The organism is Tenacibaculum piscium (assembly GCF_021390755.1).
GTDB lineage: Bacteria > Bacteroidota > Bacteroidia > Flavobacteriales > Flavobacteriaceae > Polaribacter > Polaribacter piscius.
Map to the genome: position 1 here is coordinate 221,695 of NZ_JAJGWR010000004.1, position 19,717 is coordinate 241,411.

Below are 19,717 nucleotides of genomic sequence, written 5' to 3' on the forward strand. Positions count from 1 at the left end.
GAAAATGTGAAATTTAAGTATAACGCAAAACAAAAAGTATGTACGCAATCGTAGAGATAGCAGGGCAGCAATTTAAAGTAGCACAAGACCAAAAAGTATTCGTACACCGTTTACAAGACGCAGAGGGATCAAATGTAACATTTGAGAACGTTATGCTAATTGCAGACAAAGGGAACGTAACTATTGGCGCCCCAGCTATAACAGGTGCAGGAGTAACTGCAAAGGTATTACGTCACTTAAAAGGTGATAAAGTAATCGTTTTCAAGAAGAAAAGAAGAAAAGGTTACAAAAAGAAAAACGGACACAGACAGTATTTAACGGAGATTCAAATTGAATCTATCGTTGCTTCGGGTACTTCTAAGGCTGCTGCGAAAGCTGCACCAAAGAAAGCTGCGAAGAAAAGTACTAAAGCTGATGACTTAACAAAGATTGAAGGTGCTGGACCTAAAGCTGCTGAAGCTTTAGTAAATGCAGGAATCGATACTTTTGCGAAAGTTGCAAAACAAGACCCAGCTACATTAAGTAAAATTTTAGTAGAAGCTAGTTCTCGTTTATCACACTTAGTTACTACTACTTGGCCAAAGCAAGCACAATTAGCTGCTGATGGTGAATGGGACGTATTAAAAGTGTTACAAGACAAGTTAGACGGAGGAATTGAAAAATAATCCCGTACAAGTTTAATCTAAAAAAATCAAAATAAGATGGCTCATAAAAAAGGTGTCGGTAGTTCGAAGAATGGTAGAGAATCAGAATCGAAACGATTAGGAGTAAAGATTTTTGGAGGACAAGCTGCAATTGCAGGTAATATTATTGTTCGTCAAAGAGGTACAACTCACAATCCAGGTAATAATGTTTACATGGGGAAAGATCATACTTTACATGCTAAAGTTGATGGTGTTGTTACTTTCAGAAAGAAAAGAAATGATAGATCATATGTTTCTATAGTTCCTTTCGAGGCCTAAGAAATTTTTGACTATTCAAAAAAAAAAGCTCAAACAAGATATTGTTTGAGCTTTTTTATGTTTTAAATTCTGATGTATAATTAATTAACGTTGTTTTACTTCTATAATTTTAACAGGACAGGCTTTTTTAGCTTCTAGTGATGCTTCAAAAATAGTATCATCGGGTGTCTTTAGGGTGAAAAAACCTTTTTTTTCGGTAGCATATAACAATACTGATTTTCCATCTTTTTTAGACATCTGAAATTGTGCAGGTGCAACTTCTACACAATAGTTACAACCAATACACTTATTTCTTTGCAATGTAATTATAACCATTTATTGTTATTTTTTTAATTCTAAAAATAATTTTAATTTTTAGAAAATTCAGTTTTTACAACTTTATATAATTTATCCGAAGGACGAATTTTAAAATCTAATTTCATGGTAACTTCGCTTCCTTTAGTGGCTGTTTGTGCTTCTTTATCGTTTACAAACATACTTTTTAATTCCATTTCTTGAGCGCCTGTTGTTGGTCCTGTAATTAAAATGGTATCGCCAATTGTTAGGTCGTAGGCTTCAATTTTAAATTGTCCAATTTCAGCTTTAGAGAAATAGTGCATTCCTTTACCAAGATATACTTTTTTCTGAGTAGCATGTGAACCAGGTTCTTTACTCCATTCTCCTAATTTTTGCCCTAAATAATAGCCATTCCAAAACCCACGATTATATACTTTTTCGAGTTCTTGCATCCATGAAATAACTTTTTCTTTATCGTACGTATTGTTGTTTAAGCTATCAATTGCATCACGATAACACTTAATTACTTTGGCTACATATTCAGGTGCTCTTCCTCTTCCTTCAATTTTTAGGACTTTAATTCCTGCATCGGCAATTTGGTCAAGAAAATCAATGGTACATAAATCTTTAGGCGACATAATGTACTCATTGTCTAATTCCATTTCAAAACCAGATTCTTGGTCAATTACGGTATATTTTTTACGACAATTTTGTTTGCAGGCGCCTCTATTTGCTGATGAATTATGCGAATGTAAACTCATGTAGCATTTACCAGAAACCGCCATACATAAAGCACCGTGTCCGAATATTTCAACTTCGAGTAAACGTCCTGCAGGTCCTTTAATACTTTCATTTTTAATTTCTTCTGTAATTTTTTTTACCTGACGTAAGCTTAATTCTCTACTCAATACGACGGTATCAGCAAACATTGCATAAAACTTCACTGTTTCAATGTTGGTGATATTGATTTGAGTAGAAATATGAACTTCCATTTCTTGTGCTCTCGCCATTGAAATAACGGCTTGATCCATGGCAATTACGGCTGTAATATTTGCTTGTTTCGCTTTTTTTATTAAATTTTTAACCACGGATAAATCATGATCGTACACAATGGTATTTAAGGTTAAGTAAGTTCTAACTCCTTTTTCTGAACAACGTTTTGAAATTTCGTCTAAATCATCCAGTGTAAAATTCACGGTGGCTCTAGCGCGCATATTCAATTGTTCTACCCCAAAATAGATAGAATCACAACCATTGTCTAAGGCGGCTTGTAACGATTCAAAGTTACCAGCGGGTGCCATTAATTCTATTTTTTGCATTATTTCTTAAATTTTAGAACTTCAGAGCGTCCTTTTTTGAAGATTTTATTACTAGCATGTGTACCTTTTCGCAATGCTTTTTGTTCTTCCCAAGATAATTGAATAATTTCCTGACAATCGGTTGAACAGGTATTTTCCATTTTTTCAGCACATTCATCACATTGAATAAACAATAAATGACAGCCTTCATTGGCGCAGTTTGTGTGTTCATCACAAGCTTTTCCACATTGATGACAGTTAGATATCACATCATCAGTAATTCGTTCGGCTCTTCTGTGGTCAAAAACGAAATTTTTACCGATAAATTTATTTTCAATATTTTCTGATTTTACCTGACGGGTATATTCAATAATTCCGCCTTCAAGTTGAAAAACATTTTTAAAACCTTTGTGTTTGTAATATGCCGATGCTTTTTCACAACGGATTCCGCCAGTACAATACATTAATAGGTTTTTATCGTCTTTATTGTCTTTTAAATCTTGTTCAATAATATCTAAAGAATCTCTAAAAGTATCAACATCGGGTGTAATTGCACCATCAAAGTGACCAATTTCACTTTCGTAATGATTTCGCATATCAACACAAACGGTGTTTGGATTTGCTAGCATTTCATTAAATTCTTTGGCATTTAAATGGACACCTTTATTGGTTACATCAAAAGTTTCATCATTTAAACCATCGGCAACAATTTTGTTACGAACCTTTACTTTTAATTTTAAAAATGATTTATTATCGTGTTCAACAGCTACGTTTAATCGAATATCTTTTAAAAATGAAATGGAATCTAGTTGCTCTTTTAAGGCTAAAAAATTTTCTGAAGAAACAGACATTTGAGCATTAATACCTTCGTAAGAAACGTAGGTTCTTCCTAAAACGTCTAATTCGTTCCATTCTAAGAATAATTTATCTCTAAAAAGTTGAGGGTTTTCTATCTTATAATATTGATAGAATGAAATAGTAATACGGTCTTTTCCTGCTTCGTCTATTAAAGCGGCACGCTCATTGGCGCTTAATTTATTGTACAGTTGCATGCTATACTTGTTTTTAAGGTTGATTTATTTTTCTATTTATGATGCTATTCACTTTTAATAAAAGTGATGATTTATTTAAAATAATCAATACAAATGTACTGTTTTTTTGTACTTTACTGTTTGAAAATACACTTTTTGAAGTAATTTGATATTTTTTAAGATTTTTTTGAAAATATCACAGTAAAGCATCAAAAGTGATTTATTTTTTTTAAATCTTTGTATAGAAATAGTAACTTATTATAATATAAAAAAATGAAAGTAGCAGTTGTAGGAGCCACAGGAATGGTCGGTAATGTTATGTTACAAATATTAGCAGAACGTAATTTTCCTGTAACAGAATTAATTCCTGTTGCATCGGAGCGTTCTGTAGGAAATCAAATTGAATTTAAAGGAAAAAAATATGCGATTGTTGGTTTGCAAACCGCCGTGGATATGAAACCTGATGTTGCTTTATTTTCAGCAGGAGGAGAAACCTCTTTAATTTGGGCGCCTAAATTTGCCGAAGCAGGAACGACCGTTATTGATAATTCATCGGCATGGAGAATGGATGACACTAAGAAATTAGTCGTTCCTGAAATTAATGGAGATGTTTTAACGAGCGAAGATAAAATTATTGCAAACCCTAACTGTTCAACCATTCAATTAGTGATGGCGTTAGGTCCTTTGCATAAAAAATATAAGATGAAACGTGTGGTAATTTCTACCTATCAATCTGTTTCAGGAACGGGTGTAAAAGCGGTTCAGCAATTAGATAATGAAGAGGCAGGAATTGAAGGCGAAATGGTGTATCCGCATCCAATAGGAAGAAATGCGTTGCCACATTGCGATGTGTTTTTAGAAAACGGTTATACCAAAGAAGAAATGAAATTGGTAAAAGAACCTAAGAAAATTTTAGGTGATGATTCTTTTTCAGTAACAGCAACCGCAGTTCGAATTCCTACGGCAGGCGGACATTCAGAAGCTGTAAATGTGCAGTTTGAAAATGATTTTGACTTAGCAACCGTACGTGAAATTCTAAGTAAAACCGATGGTATAATTGTACAAGATGATGTACAAAATAATGTATATCCGATGCCAATTTTGGCACATAATAAAGATGAGGTTTTTGTGGGACGAATCCGAAGAGATGAATCGCAAGAAAACACCTTAAATATGTGGATTGTTGCTGATAATTTACGAAAAGGAGCCGCAACAAATACCATTCAAATTGCCGAATATTTAGTGGCGAATAAGTTGCTTTAATTTTAAGAGATAATTTAATAGGTTGCTTAATTTTATAGCCTGTTTTATATAGAGCTAAAATCCTGTGTTTGTAGCACAGGATTTTTTTATTTTTGAAAAATGAATGAAAATCAGATATTAGAAAATACGATTGTCTTTGTAAAAAAAACTTTACAAGGAGCAGAAGCCGGGCATGATTGGTTTCATATAGAACGTGTTTATAAAAATGCGTTGTTAATTGCTAAGGATGAAAAGGTGGATATTTTTATAGTATCGTTAGGTGCTTTATTACACGATATTGCCGATGCTAAATTTTATAATGGCGATGAAACAATTGCTCCTAAAATGGCACGAAAATTTTTAGAAAATCAGCAGGTAAATGATTCGATAATTCTTCATATAGAAAATATTATTAAACATATTTCTTTTAAAAGTGGTTTAGATAAGTTATCGGTAGGTGAACAATTTAGCTCTCCAGAATTGGCGGTAATTCAAGATGCTGATAGATTAGACGCTATTGGCGCTATTGGAATTGCGCGTTCTTTTAATTACGGAGGTTTTAAAAATAGAGGTTTATATGATCCTGAAATACCACCAAATTTAAAGATGACAAAAGCTGAATATAAAAATTCAACCGCCCCAACAATTAATCATTTTTATGAAAAATTATTGCTTTTAAAAGATAGCATGAATACTAAAACAGGTACGAAAATTGCCCTTGCTCGGCATGAATATATGCTTGGTTTTTTAACTCAGTTTGATGCTGAAATTAAAGGTGTGTTATAATTTAATTTTTTCAAATTATAAAAATATAAAGAAGCAGCTAGAAAACTAGCTGCTTCTTAAAAAATAAATAGGTACTATTTTCCAGGGAAATTAGGTTTTCTTTTCTCTAAAAAAGCCGTTGTTCCTTCTTTAAAATCATCAGATTCAAAACAGTTTCCAAATTCATGAATTTCGGTTTTAAACCCATCAACTCCATCTTTAAAATTATCGTTAACAGCTCTAATTGCAGCACTAATTGCTACCGATGAATTACGCATTATTTTACTTGCTAATTTCTCTGCTAAAGGCATTAATTCATCCGAAGAAACTACATAATTTACCAAGCCCCATTGTTTTGCTTCTTCGGCAGAAATCATATTTGCAGTCATAATTAATTCCATAGCTTTGCCCTTTCCGACTAATTGTGGTAAACGTTGTGTACCGCCATAACCCGGAATTACACCTAAAGAAACTTCTGGTAAGCCCATTTTTGCGGTATCTGAAGCAATTCTAAAATGACACGCCATTGCCAATTCTAATCCGCCACCTAAGGCAAAACCGTTTATTAAAGCAATTACAGGTGTGCTTAAATTTTCAATACGATTAAATAATGATTCTTGTCCTAGTCTTGCCAGTTCTTCTGCTTCTTGACCATTAAAATTGGCAAATTCTGAAATATCTGCACCAGCGACAAAGGCTTTTTCACCACTTCCTGTAATTAAAATTACGTTGATAGTCGTATCATCTTCTAAACTTTCAAAAGCGGTACTTAATTCATGAATAGTACGCCTATTTAAGGCATTTAATTTTTGAGGACGATTAATAATAATTGTTGCTAATCCGTTGGTGCTTGCTACTAAAATGTTTTCGAAATTCATGAAATTCATTAAATTTATTTGGTTAAGTTTTAGGTAAAATTACCGTGAAAATAGTTCCAATTCCTTCTGTTGAACTAAAGTGAATCGTACCATCATAGGCTTCAATTATATTTTTTATCATTCCTAAACCTAAGCCCATACCACTTGTTTTGGTCGTGAATTTTGGTTCAAAAATGAACTCTTTATTTTCTTGTGCTATTCCTTTTCCATTATCAGAAACCGTAATTTTTACATTATTTCCATCAGAAATAACGATTACTTCAATTCTTGGATTTGGCTCTTTTTCATCGATTGCTTGTGTTGCATTTTTAACTAAATTTGTTAAAACTCGAATCAATTGCGTTTTGTCTAAATAGGCAAATAATTCCGATTCTTTTGGGATAAAATGAATATAATCTTCCGTAAAAATATCTAAAGAATGTTTTACAACATCGACAACATCGAGTTTTTCACGACGTTGTGTGGGCATTTTTGCAAAATCTGAAAAGGCAGAAGCAATAGTACTCATTACGTCAATTTGCTGAATAAGAGTTTCACTATATTCGGCTAGTTTTTCTTTGATTTTTGGATCATCAGGATTAAACCTTCTTTCAAAACTTTGTACCGATAAACGCATTGGCGTTAACGGATTTTTGATTTCATGTGCCACCTGTTTTGCCATTTCTCGCCATGCTTGTTCTCGTTCGCTTCGGGCAAGTTTTACAGCGCTTTCCTCCAATTGATCAATCATATTATTGTAAGATTCTACCAATGAATTTATCTCTGAACTTGCCGCATATAACGTGATTTTTTCATTTTGCTTATGTAAACGAGTTTCTTTAATTTTTTCAGAAATTGTTTGAATAGAGCGGGTGATGTAACTCGATAAAAAATATGCCAAGGCAATCGCAATAATAAACATCAGTAAATAAACGAGCAATAAACGTGATATAAATTCTCGTAACTCTTGTTTTTGAGCTTCATTATCCTGTGCTATTTGAAGCTCTAAAATACCGATTCGTTTAAAACGAGCATCATTAATATAGGCGTATGAAGATTGATAGGTAATTCCGTTATCGTTACTGCTTTTTAAAATTCTATGATTCGAATTATTAGCAAGTTCTCCCAGAATTGAATTGGTTAAATTAGTGCCTTTTTTTTTGTCAAAATTATACGGAATAGACGATTTTAAAAGTTGTCCATTCATGTCGTACATCGACACGGTAAGTTTATGAACATAGGCAATATCATAAATTCGATCTTGAAATATTTTCGCCAAATTATCGGTGGTAATCGGATAGGTTGTTTTGCGTTTTAATTCAATTTCGATATCGTGTTTTGTGGCATTTTCTTTTCGGTTAAATCGCTGAATATTATAATGTAGCGTTTGTTCTTCATATTGAATTATGGTTACCGTAACAATTAAAACAGAGGCTAACAATACCAATAATATCATTGATAGAAATATTCTAATTCGTAAAGATGTGTTGTTGATATTTAGCAATTTATATGTTTTTTTTATTTAATTATTTTTTAGATTATTTTTTCTTCTTTAGTGTGTAAAAGTCGGGTTAATTTAATGGATACATCTAGCAAAATAATTTTAGCATTTCCATTTCTTTCTATGTGATATTGGGCGTCATTGAGTTCTTTTTCAATGCTTAGAATATTAGCACTATGTACAAAAGGTGCAAATTTTTCGAGTTTAAAATTCGCTGTTTTTGTTTCTAAAAAAACTAAATCAGTTGCTCCATAATTCAGTAATAATGCTTGTCTGAAAAATTGTAGGCAATATTGTAAAAACTGTTTTTGAGTTTCTCTTCCTGATTTTGCAATCGTTTCCGACCAATCGATTAAATCTTGAATTACAGCGGCATTTCCTTTTGCTTTAAAAGCGGCTCGAATCCAAATGATAAACCATTTTTCAAAAATCACATCATTGGCATTATTATTTAAAAGATGTACCGCTTTGTTGTAATTTCCTTCCGATTGATGGGCTATTTGAATGGCTTTATTCTCTAAAACTTGATGATTTTTAACCAAAGTATTGGCGATATCTGTTTCACTTAAAGAAGGGAAATTTAACGCCTGACAACGAGAAGTTATCGTTTTTAAAAGTTGTTCTTCATCTTCCGATATCAGCAAAAAAACAGTTTTTTCAGGTGGTTCTTCTAGCAACTTTAATAATTTATTGGACGCTGCGATATTCATTTTTTCCGCCATCCAAATAATCATCACTTTAAAACCACCTTCGTATGCTTTTAAATTTAGTTTTTTAACAATATCTACCGCTTCATCAACGCCGATTTGTCCTTGTTTATTTTCTACACCAATTTGTTGTAACCAATTAAAAAGACTTCCGTACGGTTGTTTTTCGATAAAAGTTCGCCAATCGGCTAAAAATAAATTACTAACAGGATGTTTTTTAACGGAATCATTGGTGGTTACAGGAAAGGCAAAATGTAAATCGGGATGTTGTAATTTGTTGCATTTTAAATTACAAGAATCTTGATTCGTAGCCGAATAACACAATAAATATTGTGCATAGGCAATCGCCATAGGCAATGTTCCCGAACCTTCTTTGCCTACAAAAAGTTGGGCGTGCGGAATTCGATGGTTTACTACCGATTGTTGTAAATGTTTTTTGATATGTGCTTGTCCTATAATTTGATCGAAAGTCATACAACAAAGATAGGATTTCAAATAGATAGCACAATAGACAGAACAATCAATAAAAAGAAACAACAGGTTATTATTGATTTACTGTTTAGAATGGTTCTATTTTAGTATCTTTGTGAGTCAATATTATACGTTTTATTTTGAATTCAATAGCCACTTTACAAATCGGAGAGCGAGGAATTATATCCGAAGAATCGTTAGATACTATCCCTTTAAAATTATTAGAAATGGGCTGTTTGCCAGGAACAGAAGTCGAATTATTACAAATAGCTCCTTTAAAAGACCCGATATATATTTGTGTAAACGGAAGCCATTTAGCGATTCGAAAAGAGTTGGCACGTCAAATTGTAATTACCAAAATATAGTTATTTTATTAAACGATAAACGAATGAATAAGTATAATCAGCGCATAAAAGTAGCGTTAATAGGAAACCCAAATACGGGAAAAACGTCTTTATTCAATCAATTAACTGGATTGCATCAAAAAGTAGGAAATTACGCAGGAGTTACGGTTGATAAAAAAGCAGGAATTTGTAAATTATCTGAAAAAAGTTCGGCAATTATTACCGATTTACCAGGAACATACAGTATTAATCCAACCTCGATGGATGAAAGTATTGTGCTAAAAAGCTTGCTAACTTCTGAAAAAAGTGAAAAACCAGATGTACTTGTTGTCGTTGCTGATATCGAGAATTTAAAGCGAAATTTATTGCTTTTCTCTCAAATTCAAGATTTAGAAATTCCGATGATTTTAGCCTTAAATATGGCAGATCAAATGCAAAAAAAAGGAATTTCTATCGATATTGAAACCTTAGAAAAAGAATTACACACGAAAATTGTGTTAATATCTGCTAGAAAAAATCAAGGAATTTCTGATTTAAAAGCCGTTATTGAAAACTATAAAAGTTTAGAAATTTATTCAAATTTCAAAGAAATTTCTACCAAAATTGATGCGAATTATTTTGATGAATTGGCTTTTAAAATCCCTAATTTTTTACCTTATGAAGTATGGATGATGCTTACAAAACAGTATAGTTCATTACTTTCATCCACCGAACAAAAAGCTTTAGAATCGTGTCGGCACGATATTTCTAAGCAGAAAAAATATCAACATAAAGAAACGATTTATCGGTATCAGAAAATCAATGCTATTTTACAAAAAACCTATCAAGTTGATATTTCAAAAGCAACGGATATTCGTTCAAAATTAGATACCATTTTCACACATAAAATACTGGGTTATTTTATTTTCTTCGGATTATTACTGTTGATTTTTCAATCGGTTTTTGATTGGGCATCGGCTCCGATGGATTTTATTGATGGTTTATTTGCCGATATAACTGCTTTTATCAAAGCTAATTTACCTTCAGGAATGTTCACCGATTTGCTTACTGATGGAATTATTCCTGCGGTTGGTGGAGTACTTATTTTTATTCCACAAATAGCTATTTTATTTTTATTCATCGCTATTTTGGAAGAATCAGGCTATATGAGTCGGGTTGTTTTTCTGATGGATAAAATTATGCGTCGTTTTGGAATGAGCGGTAAAAGTGTAATTCCGTTGCTATCGGGAACAGCTTGTGCGATTCCTGCAATTATGGCAACCCGAACCATTACCAGTTGGAAAGAGCGTTTAATTACGATTTTAGTTACGCCATTTACCACTTGTTCGGCACGTTTGCCTGTGTATGCTATTTTAATCGCTTTGATAATTCCTGACACCAAATTATTTGGCTTTTTAAGCCTACAAGGCTTGACATTATTAGGGTTATATGCACTTGGTTTTGGTTCGGCAATTCTTGGAGCGTATATTTTACATAAAACATTAGATATAAAAAATACGGCATTATTTGTCATAGAAATGCCTAATTATAAATTTCCATCGATAAAAAATGTGTTTTTTGATGTGCTAGAAAAAATAAAAGCTTTTGTATTCGGAGCAGGAAAAATAATAGTCGCCATTTCAATTATATTATGGTTTTTGGCTTCCAATGGTGCTTCGGACTTTAAAAATGCTGAAAAAAATGTTACAGAAAATAGTGCAAATCAGCAATTATCAAAAACCGAATTATCACAAAAAATCGCCTCTGTAAAACTGGAGAAATCCTATATCGGAATGGCAGGAAAAGCAATCGAACCAATGGTAAAACCTTTAGGATATGATTGGAAAATAGGGATCGGATTAATCGCTTCTTTTGCCGCGCGAGAAGTGTTTATCGGAACATTGGCAACCATTTATAGTGTCGAGAATAATGATGATAATATTTCGACGATCAAACAAAAAATGGCTTCTGAAATAAATCATGAAACAGGTGAAAAACGCTTCAATTTTGCCACGGGAATCTCTTTATTGCTATTTTATGCCTTCGCAATGCAATGTATGGGAACGCTCGCAATCGTTAAAAGAGAAACGAAAAGCTGGAAATGGCCAATGTTACAGCTTATCGGAATGGGAACTTTGGCATATTTATCGGCTTTTGTAGCCTATCAACTATTACGTTAATGCAAGAAATTTTAACCTATATAACCCTAGTTTTAGCAGTGCTTTTTTTACTGAATAAATTTTTTATCAAAAAGATGAAAAATAAAAATCATCAAAAAAAATATCAAAAAAATAATTGCAATACAAATTGCGGGTGTTCCTAATAAAAAATAAACTGTATTTTTGCTGTAAAATAGTATAAAATCATGAAAAAAATACTTTTAATAACCGTACTTTTTATCGGCTCATTTGCACAAGCACAACAAGAAGTTAAAGCCGATTTTCTAAATGCTGTAGCCCTTAAAACAGTATCTGTTTCTTACGAATACTATACTACAGAACGTTCTTCCATAGGAGTTTCAACATTGCTTAATTTTGAGAAAAAATCCAAAGATTTTAGATACAATGAAGAGTGGATGATTACGCCTTTTTTTCGTCATTATTTTACCGATAATAGCAATTGGAATTATTTTGGAGAAGTTTTTATGGGAATTAATGGTGGTGAAAATGAAAAAGATTTAGTTGGTTCTGATAAAAAAGAATACGAAAAATATACCGATGGTGCTTTAGGATTGGCATTTGGTACGAAATATGTATCTTCAGGTGGTTTTGTGGTCGATATATATGCGGGTTTGGGTAGAAATATGTTTACCTCTGAATCGCCAGAAATTGTGCCGAGAGTTGGGCTTAATTTAGGATATCGATTTTAGCAAGTTCATCTTTTTTTGATGAAAAAAAACAATAGAAAATTAAATAAAAAACCCGTTTTACATTTTTTAAAAGATGTATAACGGGTTTTTTATTTACAGATAATTAATTATGAGTATATTATTTTATGCTATTTTTTGATTGAAAAACATTGACTAAAATAAAACTGATAATCGCTGGTAAAACCCAACCTAAATGCTCTTTTGAAAGCGGAATAAATGCTTTAATCGGTGCTAAATGTTCTTTATCAATAATAAAATCTAAGAAATCAGGAATACTGAAAAATAAGGTAATAAAAACAACAACTTTAAAAACAATTCCTGATGTATATTTTTCAGTAAGTAGGTTCAAAATGATTAAAACAATAGTGGTCGGATAAATAAGCATCAACACAGGCAAGGCAATGTTGATGATATATTTCACATCAAACTGACCCACTAAAATACCCACAACACAGGCAAAAATAGCCGTTGCCATATAAGCTTTTGGAGAATTTTTACAAATTCCTTTTATATAATCTGCAGTACCTGTGATAAGCCCAACCGCCGTGGTAAAACATGCCAAACCAACTAAAACACCTAAAAATGTAGTTCCAATATTACCTAAAGTTTGTGAACTTAATGCACTTAAAACTTCCGAACGTGTCGCATCATCACTAAAAACAGTATTAAATAATGCACCGTTATAAATAAGTCCCGCATAAATAATTAAAAGCCCAAAACCAGCAATAAAACCTGCTTTGGTAATTAAATCTTTCTTTGCTTCAAAAGAAGTATTTTTATTGAAGTTCATCGAAACAACCAACACACCTCCAACAACCACAGCTCCAATAGCATCAAAAGTTTGATATCCTTCTAATAAACCACTCACAAAAGGTGCATCAAATATCGATGGATTCATTGTTGTAGGCGCTACAAAGATTCCTACAAAAATAATAATTAGTAATATTCCTATAATTAAAGGTGTTAGGAATTTTCCTAATAAATCGAGTACTTTATTTCTGTTCATGACAAAAATAAAAACCAAACTAAAATATAGTAAGCTTGTAATCAAAGAGCTAACTTCAAAATAAGGAGCGATTGCCATTTCATGTGTTACAGAAGCTGTTCTAGGAGAAGGCAATGCTACCGCAATTGTATAAACAAGTAAACAGTAAATACTACTGAAAGTAGGAGATACTTTTTTACCAAAATCATACATAGTACCTTGTAATTTTGCATGCGCTAAAATTCCTAAAATAGGAATGAAAACTGCAGTAATAAAAAAACCAATAGTTACCCAACCCCATAAATCACTGGCGTTTTTTCCTAAATAAGGAGGTAAAATTAAGTTTCCTGCCCCAAAAAACATCGAAAATAAGGCAAAACCTGTAACGTATATATCTTTGGTTTTAGTTGTTTTATTCATTTTGATTAATGTATTTATAATTTATGTTGATGATTTTTATCTTGATTTTAATTTTATTAATTTGCTTCGTTTTTTTTGATGATAAATCATCAAAAAAAAGACACAAAAATATTGAAAAAATTACGATAATACTTCAAAAAAAGAATCCTATTTTTGAGACATGCAAAACTATATTCGCTATAAAAATACTGCTATTGCGTATTCAGATTCTGGCACAGGAATCCCCGTTGTTTTATTACACGGTTTTCTCGAAAATTCCAAGATGTGGAAGCATATTTCACTACATTTAGAAACAACAAATCGAGTAATTACTATCGATTTATTAGGACACGGAAATACACAATGTATCGGAGATATTCATACCATGAAAGATATGGCTCTGGCGGTAAAAGCTGTTTTAAAATACTTAAATATCAAGCAATCTTATATTATTGGACACTCCATGGGAGGCTATGTTTCTTTAGCTTTTGCAGAGGAATATCCAAAGCAGATAAAAGGAATCTGTTTGCTAAATTCAACCGCACAACAAGATAGCCCCGAACGAAAAAAATTACGTTCAAAAGCCTGTAAAATAGCAACAAACAATTATCAAAATTTGGTGAAAATAGCAATTTCAAGTTTATTTAATAAAGTCGCTAAAAAACAGTTTTCTATCGAAATTGAAGCACTCAAAAAAGAAGCTCTAAAAACACCTTTTCAAGGGTATATAAACGCTACAAAAGGAATGCAATTGCGAAATAATAAAGAAATTGTACTGAAAAATATCAAAAAAAAATTGATAATAGCAGGAAAAAATGATACAATCTTATCGTATGAAAATATTGTCGAAGAAGCCCACAGAACACAAACTCCTTTGGTGAAAATAACCTGCGGACACATGCCACATATCGAACAAAAAGAAGAACTTCTTCAGAAAATAAAAGAATTTATTAAGACTGATTAATATTTTTTTAACTAAGAATCAATCAGGTTGATTTTGTAAGTTTGCCTAAATTATTGAACCATGAAAATTTATCATCTAGCTAAAGAAAACTCAATTTTAAGCCAGTTTTTATCAGAAATAAGAAACGTAACCGTGCAAAATGATTCGATGCGTTTTCGTAGAAATATTGAACGAATCGGAGAAATTTTAGGATACGAATTAAGTAAAAAATTATCCTTCGAAACTCAAGAAATTCAAACCCCTTTAGCAAAAAAAATAGTTAATAAAACAACAAATGAAATCGTTTTATGTTCCATCCTTAGAGCTGGAATCCCCTTACATAACGGCTTGTTAAACTACTTTGATAACGCTGAAAATGCATTTATTTCCGCTTACAGACATCACCCAAATAATGATGAAAAATCTGAAATTAAAGTAGAATATTTCGCCTCGCCAAGCATAGAAGGTAAAACCGTACTGCTTATCGATCCAATGATTGCTTCAGGAAGTTCGTTAGTTGCCGTTTATCAAGCAATTAAGAAATTTGGAACGCCTAAAGAAATTAAAATTGTAGCCGTTTTAGGTGCCGAAGAAGGAATTAAACATATTTCTAGCTATTTTCCTGAAAATACCGAATTGTGGATTGCCGATATTGATGAAAAATTAAACGAAAAAGGATATATCGTACCTGGTTTAGGCGATGCTGGTGATTTAGCTTTCGGAACAAAAATCTAATTATTATTAATTAATAATAAAGAGTCTGTTTAAATTTCAGTTTCTCATCCTGATTAGCCTTGGTTTTTAGTTTTTTTGAAGGAAAAAATCACTCGAACTGACAGTTTATTTAATTTTAAACAGGCTCTTAGCTGATACGCTATTTTTAAGATGTTTATAAGTTGTTGATAAGCCGTTTATAAATAGTTAACAACTTATTTATAAGATGTTCATAAGTATTGTTCCTAGCAAAAATAATAGGATAACAGCATCTGAAATCCACTTTTTTTGAAATAACTCCAAGCCATTTGCCAAAATTATCGAAACAGGAAAGAACATCAAAAGTAGTTCAGTTCCTGTTTTTGGCGTTGTTAAAATAATAATAAATGATGAAATTAATAAATGAATAAAAAGTAAGATCCAATTTTTTTTAAACGTATTTAACACCGATAACGCTTTCGGACTCTTCAATAAAAGTGCGTAAAAAACAACAATTCCTATAAATAATAAAGGAAATAAATAAGTTGCCTGTTGATAAAAATCGATGTTATATGATAAATTCCAATCAAAAAGAGATAGGAAAACAAACGTTTCATCTACCCAAAAACAATACGTGAAAAACAAGAAAAGAACCGCTCCAAAACCCAATAAAGGAAGTAAAATAGTTTGATACGTTACTTGTTGATGTACATAAATTGCCGTGTATAATAATAGTGCAAAAAAAGCAGTATAAGGTGCTAGTAAAAAGGAAATTCCAAGCCATAAACCTGCGTCAAATAATTTATAAAACTTGTTTGATGCCACTTGTAGGCTGTAAATTTTTCGTGAAAAAAATAAAATACTCAAACTAGCTAAAAATAGCGGATTAATCTTTATCACATCAGGAAAAAAACCAATAAGTAATACGAAAAATAAAAAAGCATAAGAGTTATCAAACGTTACGTTATTCTTGGCAATTATAAAGTTGAAAATTCCGAAAACAATCAGAAAACCGAGCAATTCTTCTGCACTTTTTAACGATATGTTAGTCGAAAATAGATGAACAGAAAAATAACTTAAAAATAGTGCGAAAAGCACGATGAAATTAACAGGTTTTGATTTACCGAAAAAATTGGCTAACATAGTTTCTTTTTATACTTTTGCAAACATAAAGATAATCAAGTTATGGTAGGATTAAATATTTTTAGATTAATTGGCGATTTATTTACTTTTATATTACAGCCTTTCAAATGGTTGCGATTAGAAGTAGCAAAACAAGATGCCGGATGGTGGACTTCAAATGCCGTTAACTGGGTGTTTGTTTTTATTTTAATTCTATTATTAGGATACTGGATGTCACAATCATTGAGTTTCCGAAAAAATGGAACAGAAGATAAAGCTTAATTTACAGACATATTTATAGACATATTGGGAAGCAAAAATAAATTGAAACGTTTCAAAGAAAATGAAACGTTTCCAAACGTACTTCAACCTACGAGAGAAGAAGTAATAGGAGATTTTCCTCTAAAAGGAAAATGGAACACATTTTTTAAAAATGATAATCCTATTGTTTTAGAACTCGGTTGTGGTAAAGGAGAATACACTATTGCCTTAGCTGAAAAAAATCCAGCTAAAAACTTTATTGGTATCGATATTAAAGGGGCACGTTTTTGGCGTGGCGCTAAAACTGCTATCGAAAATAATTTGCAAAATGTTGCCTTTATTAGAACACAAATAGAATTAGTTGACCACATTTTTGCAGAAAATGAAGTCGATGAAATTTGGATAACTTTTCCAGATCCGCAAATAAAATATCAGCGTACAAAACATCGAATGACCAACACCGCATTCTTAAAAAGATACGATCATATTTTAAAAGAAGGTGGTATTATGAACCTAAAAACCGATAGCGAATTTATGCACGGATATACTTTAGGTTTAATACACGGGGAAGGACATGAAATTTTACATGCAAACCATAATGTGTATGTAAATGAAGGTGCACCAGAAGAAGTAACTTCTACGCAAACTTTTTACGAAAAACAATATTTAGAAAAAGGGAAACCAATTACGTATATCCGTTTTAAGTTAAAATATTAACGTTACTTCAAGTGAGTAAAAATGATAATTTTTTCGAAAAAGTGTACGAAGTATCAAGGTTAATTCCTTACGGAAGAGTAACCAGTTATGGCGCAATTGCAAGGTATTTAGGAGCAGCCAAATCTGCACGAATGGTAGGTTGGGCAATGAATAATTCACATGATAAAAATGTTCCTGCACACAGAGTGGTAAATCGAATCGGTTTACTTACAGGGAAACATCATTTTGAGGGAACAAACCTGATGCAGCAATTATTAGAAAATGAAGGAATTATTGTGCTTGAAAATCAAATACAAGATTTCGAAACTCTTTTTTGGAATCCAATAGATGAATTGTAATGCTCTTTTTAGTTAAAGTTCAAGAAAATATAAATGATATAAAACAGGATTAAATCAGTATTGATTTAATCCTGTTTTTGTTTTTATTAAGAAAATTATGCACTTAATATAATTTTATCTGTAATAAAACCTAATTCTATATCTAAACAAACTCTAAGAGCCTGTTTAAATTTTTATTCCAAAAATTGCTGTAACGTCAAAACAGCATGACAAGGGGTTAAAACCCCTTGTTTTAAAAATAAAAATGCGTCAAAGGGATTTTTATTTCAGTTTCTCATGTTCATTTGCCACATTTTTTAGCTCCTTTTAACAAGGGGTTTTAACCCCTTGCCGCCATTTTTTGCCACTATATTTTTTTCAGATGAAATTTAGAGCCTGTTTAAATTTCATCAAAAAAAAGTTTTATAGCAAGAAAACAGAAAATCGAATCCGTCAAACTGAATTTATTTCAGTTTCGCATCCTGATTTGCCGTAGTTCTTTCCTTTTTTTGATGATTCTTGTCAATTCGAGTGATTTTAATGACTAAAAGGAATTAAAATTGTATCGAGAATTTGAATTCTTTTATATTAATGAATTTTATACTAAAAAAGTTCTCGATACAATTTTTTTGAAGGAAAAAAATCACTCGAACTGACAGTTTCTTTAATTTTTAAACAGGCTCTTAAACAAACTCTAAATAATTTTATATTTCTTGTACTAAAGATAAACTATAAAATAGAATTATTACGTCATAAATTTTCACAATCTAAACCCTTTATTTTCTGCGGGCTAAAATGTATCTTTGTAACTTAGCATTAACTAAATTAAATACTCAAATGAGTTTTAAAAAACAAGATATATACAAAGCATTAGAAACTATAACGGCTCCAGGAGAAGGTAAAAGTTTAGTGGAAAGTGAAAACATAAAAAACGTCGTTACTTTTGGTAAAGAAGTAATTGTTGATGTAACCATTTCAAACCCCTCTTTACAAGCAAAAAAGAAAGCTGAGGTAGAAATAATCAAAGCAATTCACACAAATGTTGATGACAGCCTTGACGTAAAAGTGAATGTAAAAGTGGAGGTTGTTCAAAAAGAAAATCCGAACGAAATTAAAGGAAAAGTAATTCCTAATATCAAAAATATTATAGCGATAGCTTCTGGAAAAGGAGGTGTAGGGAAATCTACCATTACGGCTAATATGGCGGTTTCTTTAGCTAAAATGGGCTTTAAAGTAGGTGTTTTAGATGCCGATGTGTACGGACCATCACAACATTTAATGTTTGATGTTGAAAAAGAAAAACCATTATCTGTAAAAGTAGATGGGCGTTCAAAAATGAAACCTGTTGAAAATTACGGCGTAAAATTATTATCATTAGGTTTTTTTACTGATCCAGATCAGGCAGTAATTTGGCGTGGACCAATGGCATCAAAAGCCTTAAATCAATTAATTTTTGATGCAGATTGGGGCGAATTAGATTTCTTATTGATCGATTTACCTCCAGGAACAGGAGACGTGCATTTATCAATCGTACAAGCAGTTCCAATTAACGGAGCGGTAATAGTAAGTACGCCACAAAATATCGCCTTGGCAGATGCTAAAAAAGGAGTTGCAATGTTTCAACAAGAAAGCATTAACGTACCTGTTTTAGGAATTGTTGAAAACATGGCATATTTTACACCAGCCGAATTACCAGACAATAAATATTACATTTTTGGTCAAGGCGGTGCTAAAAACTTAGCAGAAGATATTAAAACAAGTTTCTTAGGTGAAATTCCATTAGTACAAAGTATTCGTGAGTCGGGCGATGTAGGACATCCAGTGGCTTTACAAGAAAATACGCCGCTAGAAAATGCCTTTAAAGACGTAACAAAAGCAATGGTTGCTGAATTGTTAAAAAGAAATGAAAATTTACCAGCTACTGAAGTAGTTCGTATAACTACGATGAGTGGTTGTAGTACCAAATAATCAAGAGTAA

At 31.9% G+C, this 19,717-nt stretch carries 21 protein-coding genes; 13 read left to right on the plus strand and 8 right to left on the minus strand.

Annotation, left to right across the window (positions count from 1 at the left end; all coding sequences use genetic code 11):
- Nucleotides 1-38: 38 nt before the first annotated feature.
- Both rplU and rpmA read left to right on the plus strand, forming a co-directional pair.
- Nucleotides 39-665 carry a 50S ribosomal protein L21 gene (gene rplU / locus L0U72_RS08850; RefSeq protein WP_101918482.1) on the plus strand — a complete coding sequence of 209 codons (627 nt, stop codon included), beginning with the start codon at nucleotides 39-41 and terminating at the stop codon, nucleotides 663-665.
- 36 nt (nucleotides 666-701) lie between these two features.
- Complete coding sequence (rpmA, locus tag L0U72_RS08855) at nucleotides 702-962, plus strand: 50S ribosomal protein L27 (RefSeq protein WP_101918481.1); 261 nt, start codon at nucleotides 702-704, stop codon at nucleotides 960-962.
- Between the two features lie 84 nt (nucleotides 963-1,046).
- On the opposite strand, the gene L0U72_RS08860 is transcribed toward rpmA, so the two are convergent.
- The 3 genes from L0U72_RS08860 to trhO are packed head-to-tail and all read right to left on the minus strand — an operon-like array spanning nucleotide 1,047 to nucleotide 3,588.
- Nucleotides 1,047-1,277 (minus strand): ferredoxin, encoded by a 231-nt coding sequence (locus tag L0U72_RS08860; RefSeq protein WP_101918480.1) that lies wholly within the window; start codon nucleotides 1,275-1,277, stop codon nucleotides 1,047-1,049.
- A gap of 32 nt (nucleotides 1,278-1,309) precedes the next feature.
- On the minus strand, nucleotides 1,310-2,557 hold the full coding sequence (locus L0U72_RS08865; RefSeq protein WP_233898920.1) for a peptidase U32 family protein: 1,248 nt from the start codon (nucleotides 2,555-2,557) through the stop codon (nucleotides 1,310-1,312).
- Nucleotides 2,557-3,588: an oxygen-dependent tRNA uridine(34) hydroxylase TrhO gene (trhO, locus tag L0U72_RS08870; RefSeq protein WP_233897573.1), complete on the minus strand. Its 1,032-nt coding sequence runs from the start codon at nucleotides 3,586-3,588 to the stop codon at nucleotides 2,557-2,559. Before trhO ends, L0U72_RS08865 begins: the two co-directional genes overlap by 1 nt.
- Before the next feature lie 252 nt (nucleotides 3,589-3,840).
- Here trhO and L0U72_RS08875 point away from each other — a divergent pair, with 252 nt between their 5' ends.
- Nucleotides 3,841-4,830, plus strand: coding sequence for an aspartate-semialdehyde dehydrogenase (locus L0U72_RS08875; protein WP_233898921.1), 990 nt, complete (start codon nucleotides 3,841-3,843; stop codon nucleotides 4,828-4,830).
- Between the two features lie 99 nt (nucleotides 4,831-4,929).
- Nucleotides 4,930-5,595 carry an HD domain-containing protein gene (locus tag L0U72_RS08880; protein WP_233898922.1) on the plus strand — a complete coding sequence of 222 codons (666 nt, stop codon included), beginning with the start codon at nucleotides 4,930-4,932 and terminating at the stop codon, nucleotides 5,593-5,595.
- A 74-nt stretch (nucleotides 5,596-5,669) separates the two neighbouring features.
- On the opposite strand, the gene L0U72_RS08885 is transcribed toward L0U72_RS08880, so the two are convergent.
- The 3 genes from L0U72_RS08885 to L0U72_RS08895 all read right to left on the minus strand — a co-directional run bounded on the left by L0U72_RS08885 (nucleotide 5,670) and on the right by L0U72_RS08895 (nucleotide 9,113).
- Nucleotides 5,670-6,452: an enoyl-CoA hydratase/isomerase family protein gene (locus L0U72_RS08885; RefSeq protein WP_101918475.1), complete on the minus strand. Its 783-nt coding sequence runs from the start codon at nucleotides 6,450-6,452 to the stop codon at nucleotides 5,670-5,672.
- 22 nt (nucleotides 6,453-6,474) lie between these two features.
- Nucleotides 6,475-7,887, minus strand: a complete 1,413-nt coding sequence (locus L0U72_RS08890; RefSeq protein WP_101918474.1) for a sensor histidine kinase — start codon at nucleotides 7,885-7,887, stop codon at nucleotides 6,475-6,477.
- Nucleotides 7,888-7,964: 77 nt separating this feature from the next.
- Nucleotides 7,965-9,113: a DNA polymerase III subunit gene (locus L0U72_RS08895; protein WP_233898923.1), complete on the minus strand. Its 1,149-nt coding sequence runs from the start codon at nucleotides 9,111-9,113 to the stop codon at nucleotides 7,965-7,967.
- Between the two features lie 137 nt (nucleotides 9,114-9,250).
- Here L0U72_RS08895 and L0U72_RS08900 point away from each other — a divergent pair, with 137 nt between their 5' ends.
- The 3 genes from L0U72_RS08900 (at nucleotide 9,251) to L0U72_RS08910 (ending at nucleotide 12,302) form a co-directional block, all read left to right on the plus strand.
- Nucleotides 9,251-9,475, plus strand: a complete 225-nt coding sequence (locus tag L0U72_RS08900; RefSeq protein ID WP_101918472.1) for a FeoA family protein — start codon at nucleotides 9,251-9,253, stop codon at nucleotides 9,473-9,475.
- A 23-nt stretch (nucleotides 9,476-9,498) separates the two neighbouring features.
- Nucleotides 9,499-11,613 carry a ferrous iron transport protein B gene (feoB, locus tag L0U72_RS08905; RefSeq protein WP_233898924.1) on the plus strand — a complete coding sequence of 705 codons (2,115 nt, stop codon included), beginning with the start codon at nucleotides 9,499-9,501 and terminating at the stop codon, nucleotides 11,611-11,613.
- A 185-nt stretch (nucleotides 11,614-11,798) separates the two neighbouring features.
- Complete coding sequence (locus tag L0U72_RS08910) at nucleotides 11,799-12,302, plus strand: DUF3575 domain-containing protein (protein WP_101918469.1); 504 nt, start codon at nucleotides 11,799-11,801, stop codon at nucleotides 12,300-12,302.
- Nucleotides 12,303-12,420: 118 nt separating this feature from the next.
- On the opposite strand, the gene brnQ is transcribed toward L0U72_RS08910, so the two are convergent.
- Nucleotides 12,421-13,707, minus strand: a complete 1,287-nt coding sequence (gene brnQ / locus L0U72_RS08915; protein WP_193706426.1) for a branched-chain amino acid transport system II carrier protein — start codon at nucleotides 13,705-13,707, stop codon at nucleotides 12,421-12,423.
- Between the two features lie 160 nt (nucleotides 13,708-13,867).
- On the opposite strand from brnQ, the gene L0U72_RS08920 reads away from it, so the two are divergent.
- Both L0U72_RS08920 and upp read left to right on the plus strand, forming a co-directional pair.
- Nucleotides 13,868-14,650: an alpha/beta fold hydrolase gene (locus L0U72_RS08920; RefSeq protein WP_233883151.1), complete on the plus strand. Its 783-nt coding sequence runs from the start codon at nucleotides 13,868-13,870 to the stop codon at nucleotides 14,648-14,650.
- Nucleotides 14,651-14,710: 60 nt separating this feature from the next.
- Nucleotides 14,711-15,364 (plus strand): uracil phosphoribosyltransferase, encoded by a 654-nt coding sequence (gene upp, locus L0U72_RS08925; protein ID WP_101918465.1) that lies wholly within the window; start codon nucleotides 14,711-14,713, stop codon nucleotides 15,362-15,364.
- A gap of 198 nt (nucleotides 15,365-15,562) precedes the next feature.
- On the opposite strand, the gene L0U72_RS08930 is transcribed toward upp, so the two are convergent.
- Complete coding sequence (locus L0U72_RS08930) at nucleotides 15,563-16,465, minus strand: DUF6427 family protein (protein ID WP_233898925.1); 903 nt, start codon at nucleotides 16,463-16,465, stop codon at nucleotides 15,563-15,565.
- Between the two features lie 42 nt (nucleotides 16,466-16,507).
- Between L0U72_RS08930 and L0U72_RS08935 the strand changes: the two genes are divergently transcribed.
- The 4 genes from L0U72_RS08935 to L0U72_RS08950 all read left to right on the plus strand — a co-directional run bounded on the left by L0U72_RS08935 (nucleotide 16,508) and on the right by L0U72_RS08950 (nucleotide 19,707).
- Entirely contained in the window at nucleotides 16,508-16,726 is a 219-nt protein-coding gene (locus L0U72_RS08935; protein WP_101918463.1) for a DUF6341 family protein, read from the plus strand.
- Between the two features lie 24 nt (nucleotides 16,727-16,750).
- Nucleotides 16,751-17,422, plus strand: coding sequence for a tRNA (guanosine(46)-N7)-methyltransferase TrmB (gene trmB, locus L0U72_RS08940; protein WP_101918462.1), 672 nt, complete (start codon nucleotides 16,751-16,753; stop codon nucleotides 17,420-17,422).
- A gap of 11 nt (nucleotides 17,423-17,433) precedes the next feature.
- Nucleotides 17,434-17,760: an MGMT family protein gene (locus L0U72_RS08945; RefSeq protein ID WP_233898926.1), complete on the plus strand. Its 327-nt coding sequence runs from the start codon at nucleotides 17,434-17,436 to the stop codon at nucleotides 17,758-17,760.
- Between the two features lie 816 nt (nucleotides 17,761-18,576).
- Nucleotides 18,577-19,707, plus strand: coding sequence for an Mrp/NBP35 family ATP-binding protein (locus L0U72_RS08950; protein WP_233898927.1), 1,131 nt, complete (start codon nucleotides 18,577-18,579; stop codon nucleotides 19,705-19,707).
- Nucleotides 19,708-19,717: the final 10 nt, after the last annotated feature.

What these genes read in the sequence shown, in the direction of transcription:
- L0U72_RS08895 (WP_233898923.1), bottom strand. Translation starts at nt 9,113, where the DNA reads ATGACTTTCGATCAAATTATAGGACAAGCACATATCAAAAAACATTTA.
- L0U72_RS08930 (WP_233898925.1), bottom strand. Translation starts at nt 16,465, where the DNA reads ATGTTAGCCAATTTTTTCGGTAAATCAAAACCTGTTAATTTCATCGTG.
- feoB (WP_233898924.1), top strand. Translation starts at nt 9,499, where the DNA reads ATGAATAAGTATAATCAGCGCATAAAAGTAGCGTTAATAGGAAACCCA.
- L0U72_RS08860 (WP_101918480.1), bottom strand. Translation starts at nt 1,277, where the DNA reads ATGGTTATAATTACATTGCAAAGAAATAAGTGTATTGGTTGTAACTAT.
- L0U72_RS08880 (WP_233898922.1), top strand. Translation starts at nt 4,930, where the DNA reads ATGAATGAAAATCAGATATTAGAAAATACGATTGTCTTTGTAAAAAAA.
- L0U72_RS08935 (WP_101918463.1), top strand. Translation starts at nt 16,508, where the DNA reads ATGGTAGGATTAAATATTTTTAGATTAATTGGCGATTTATTTACTTTT.
- L0U72_RS08885 (WP_101918475.1), bottom strand. Translation starts at nt 6,452, where the DNA reads ATGAATTTCGAAAACATTTTAGTAGCAAGCACCAACGGATTAGCAACA.
- brnQ (WP_193706426.1), bottom strand. Translation starts at nt 13,707, where the DNA reads ATGAATAAAACAACTAAAACCAAAGATATATACGTTACAGGTTTTGCC.
- rplU (WP_101918482.1), top strand. Translation starts at nt 39, where the DNA reads ATGTACGCAATCGTAGAGATAGCAGGGCAGCAATTTAAAGTAGCACAA.
- L0U72_RS08865 (WP_233898920.1), bottom strand. Translation starts at nt 2,557, where the DNA reads ATGCAAAAAATAGAATTAATGGCACCCGCTGGTAACTTTGAATCGTTA.
- L0U72_RS08875 (WP_233898921.1), top strand. Translation starts at nt 3,841, where the DNA reads ATGAAAGTAGCAGTTGTAGGAGCCACAGGAATGGTCGGTAATGTTATG.
- L0U72_RS08950 (WP_233898927.1), top strand. Translation starts at nt 18,577, where the DNA reads ATGAGTTTTAAAAAACAAGATATATACAAAGCATTAGAAACTATAACG.
- L0U72_RS08920 (WP_233883151.1), top strand. Translation starts at nt 13,868, where the DNA reads ATGCAAAACTATATTCGCTATAAAAATACTGCTATTGCGTATTCAGAT.
- rpmA (WP_101918481.1), top strand. Translation starts at nt 702, where the DNA reads ATGGCTCATAAAAAAGGTGTCGGTAGTTCGAAGAATGGTAGAGAATCA.
- upp (WP_101918465.1), top strand. Translation starts at nt 14,711, where the DNA reads ATGAAAATTTATCATCTAGCTAAAGAAAACTCAATTTTAAGCCAGTTT.
- L0U72_RS08890 (WP_101918474.1), bottom strand. Translation starts at nt 7,887, where the DNA reads ATGATATTATTGGTATTGTTAGCCTCTGTTTTAATTGTTACGGTAACC.
- L0U72_RS08910 (WP_101918469.1), top strand. Translation starts at nt 11,799, where the DNA reads ATGAAAAAAATACTTTTAATAACCGTACTTTTTATCGGCTCATTTGCA.
- trhO (WP_233897573.1), bottom strand. Translation starts at nt 3,588, where the DNA reads ATGCAACTGTACAATAAATTAAGCGCCAATGAGCGTGCCGCTTTAATA.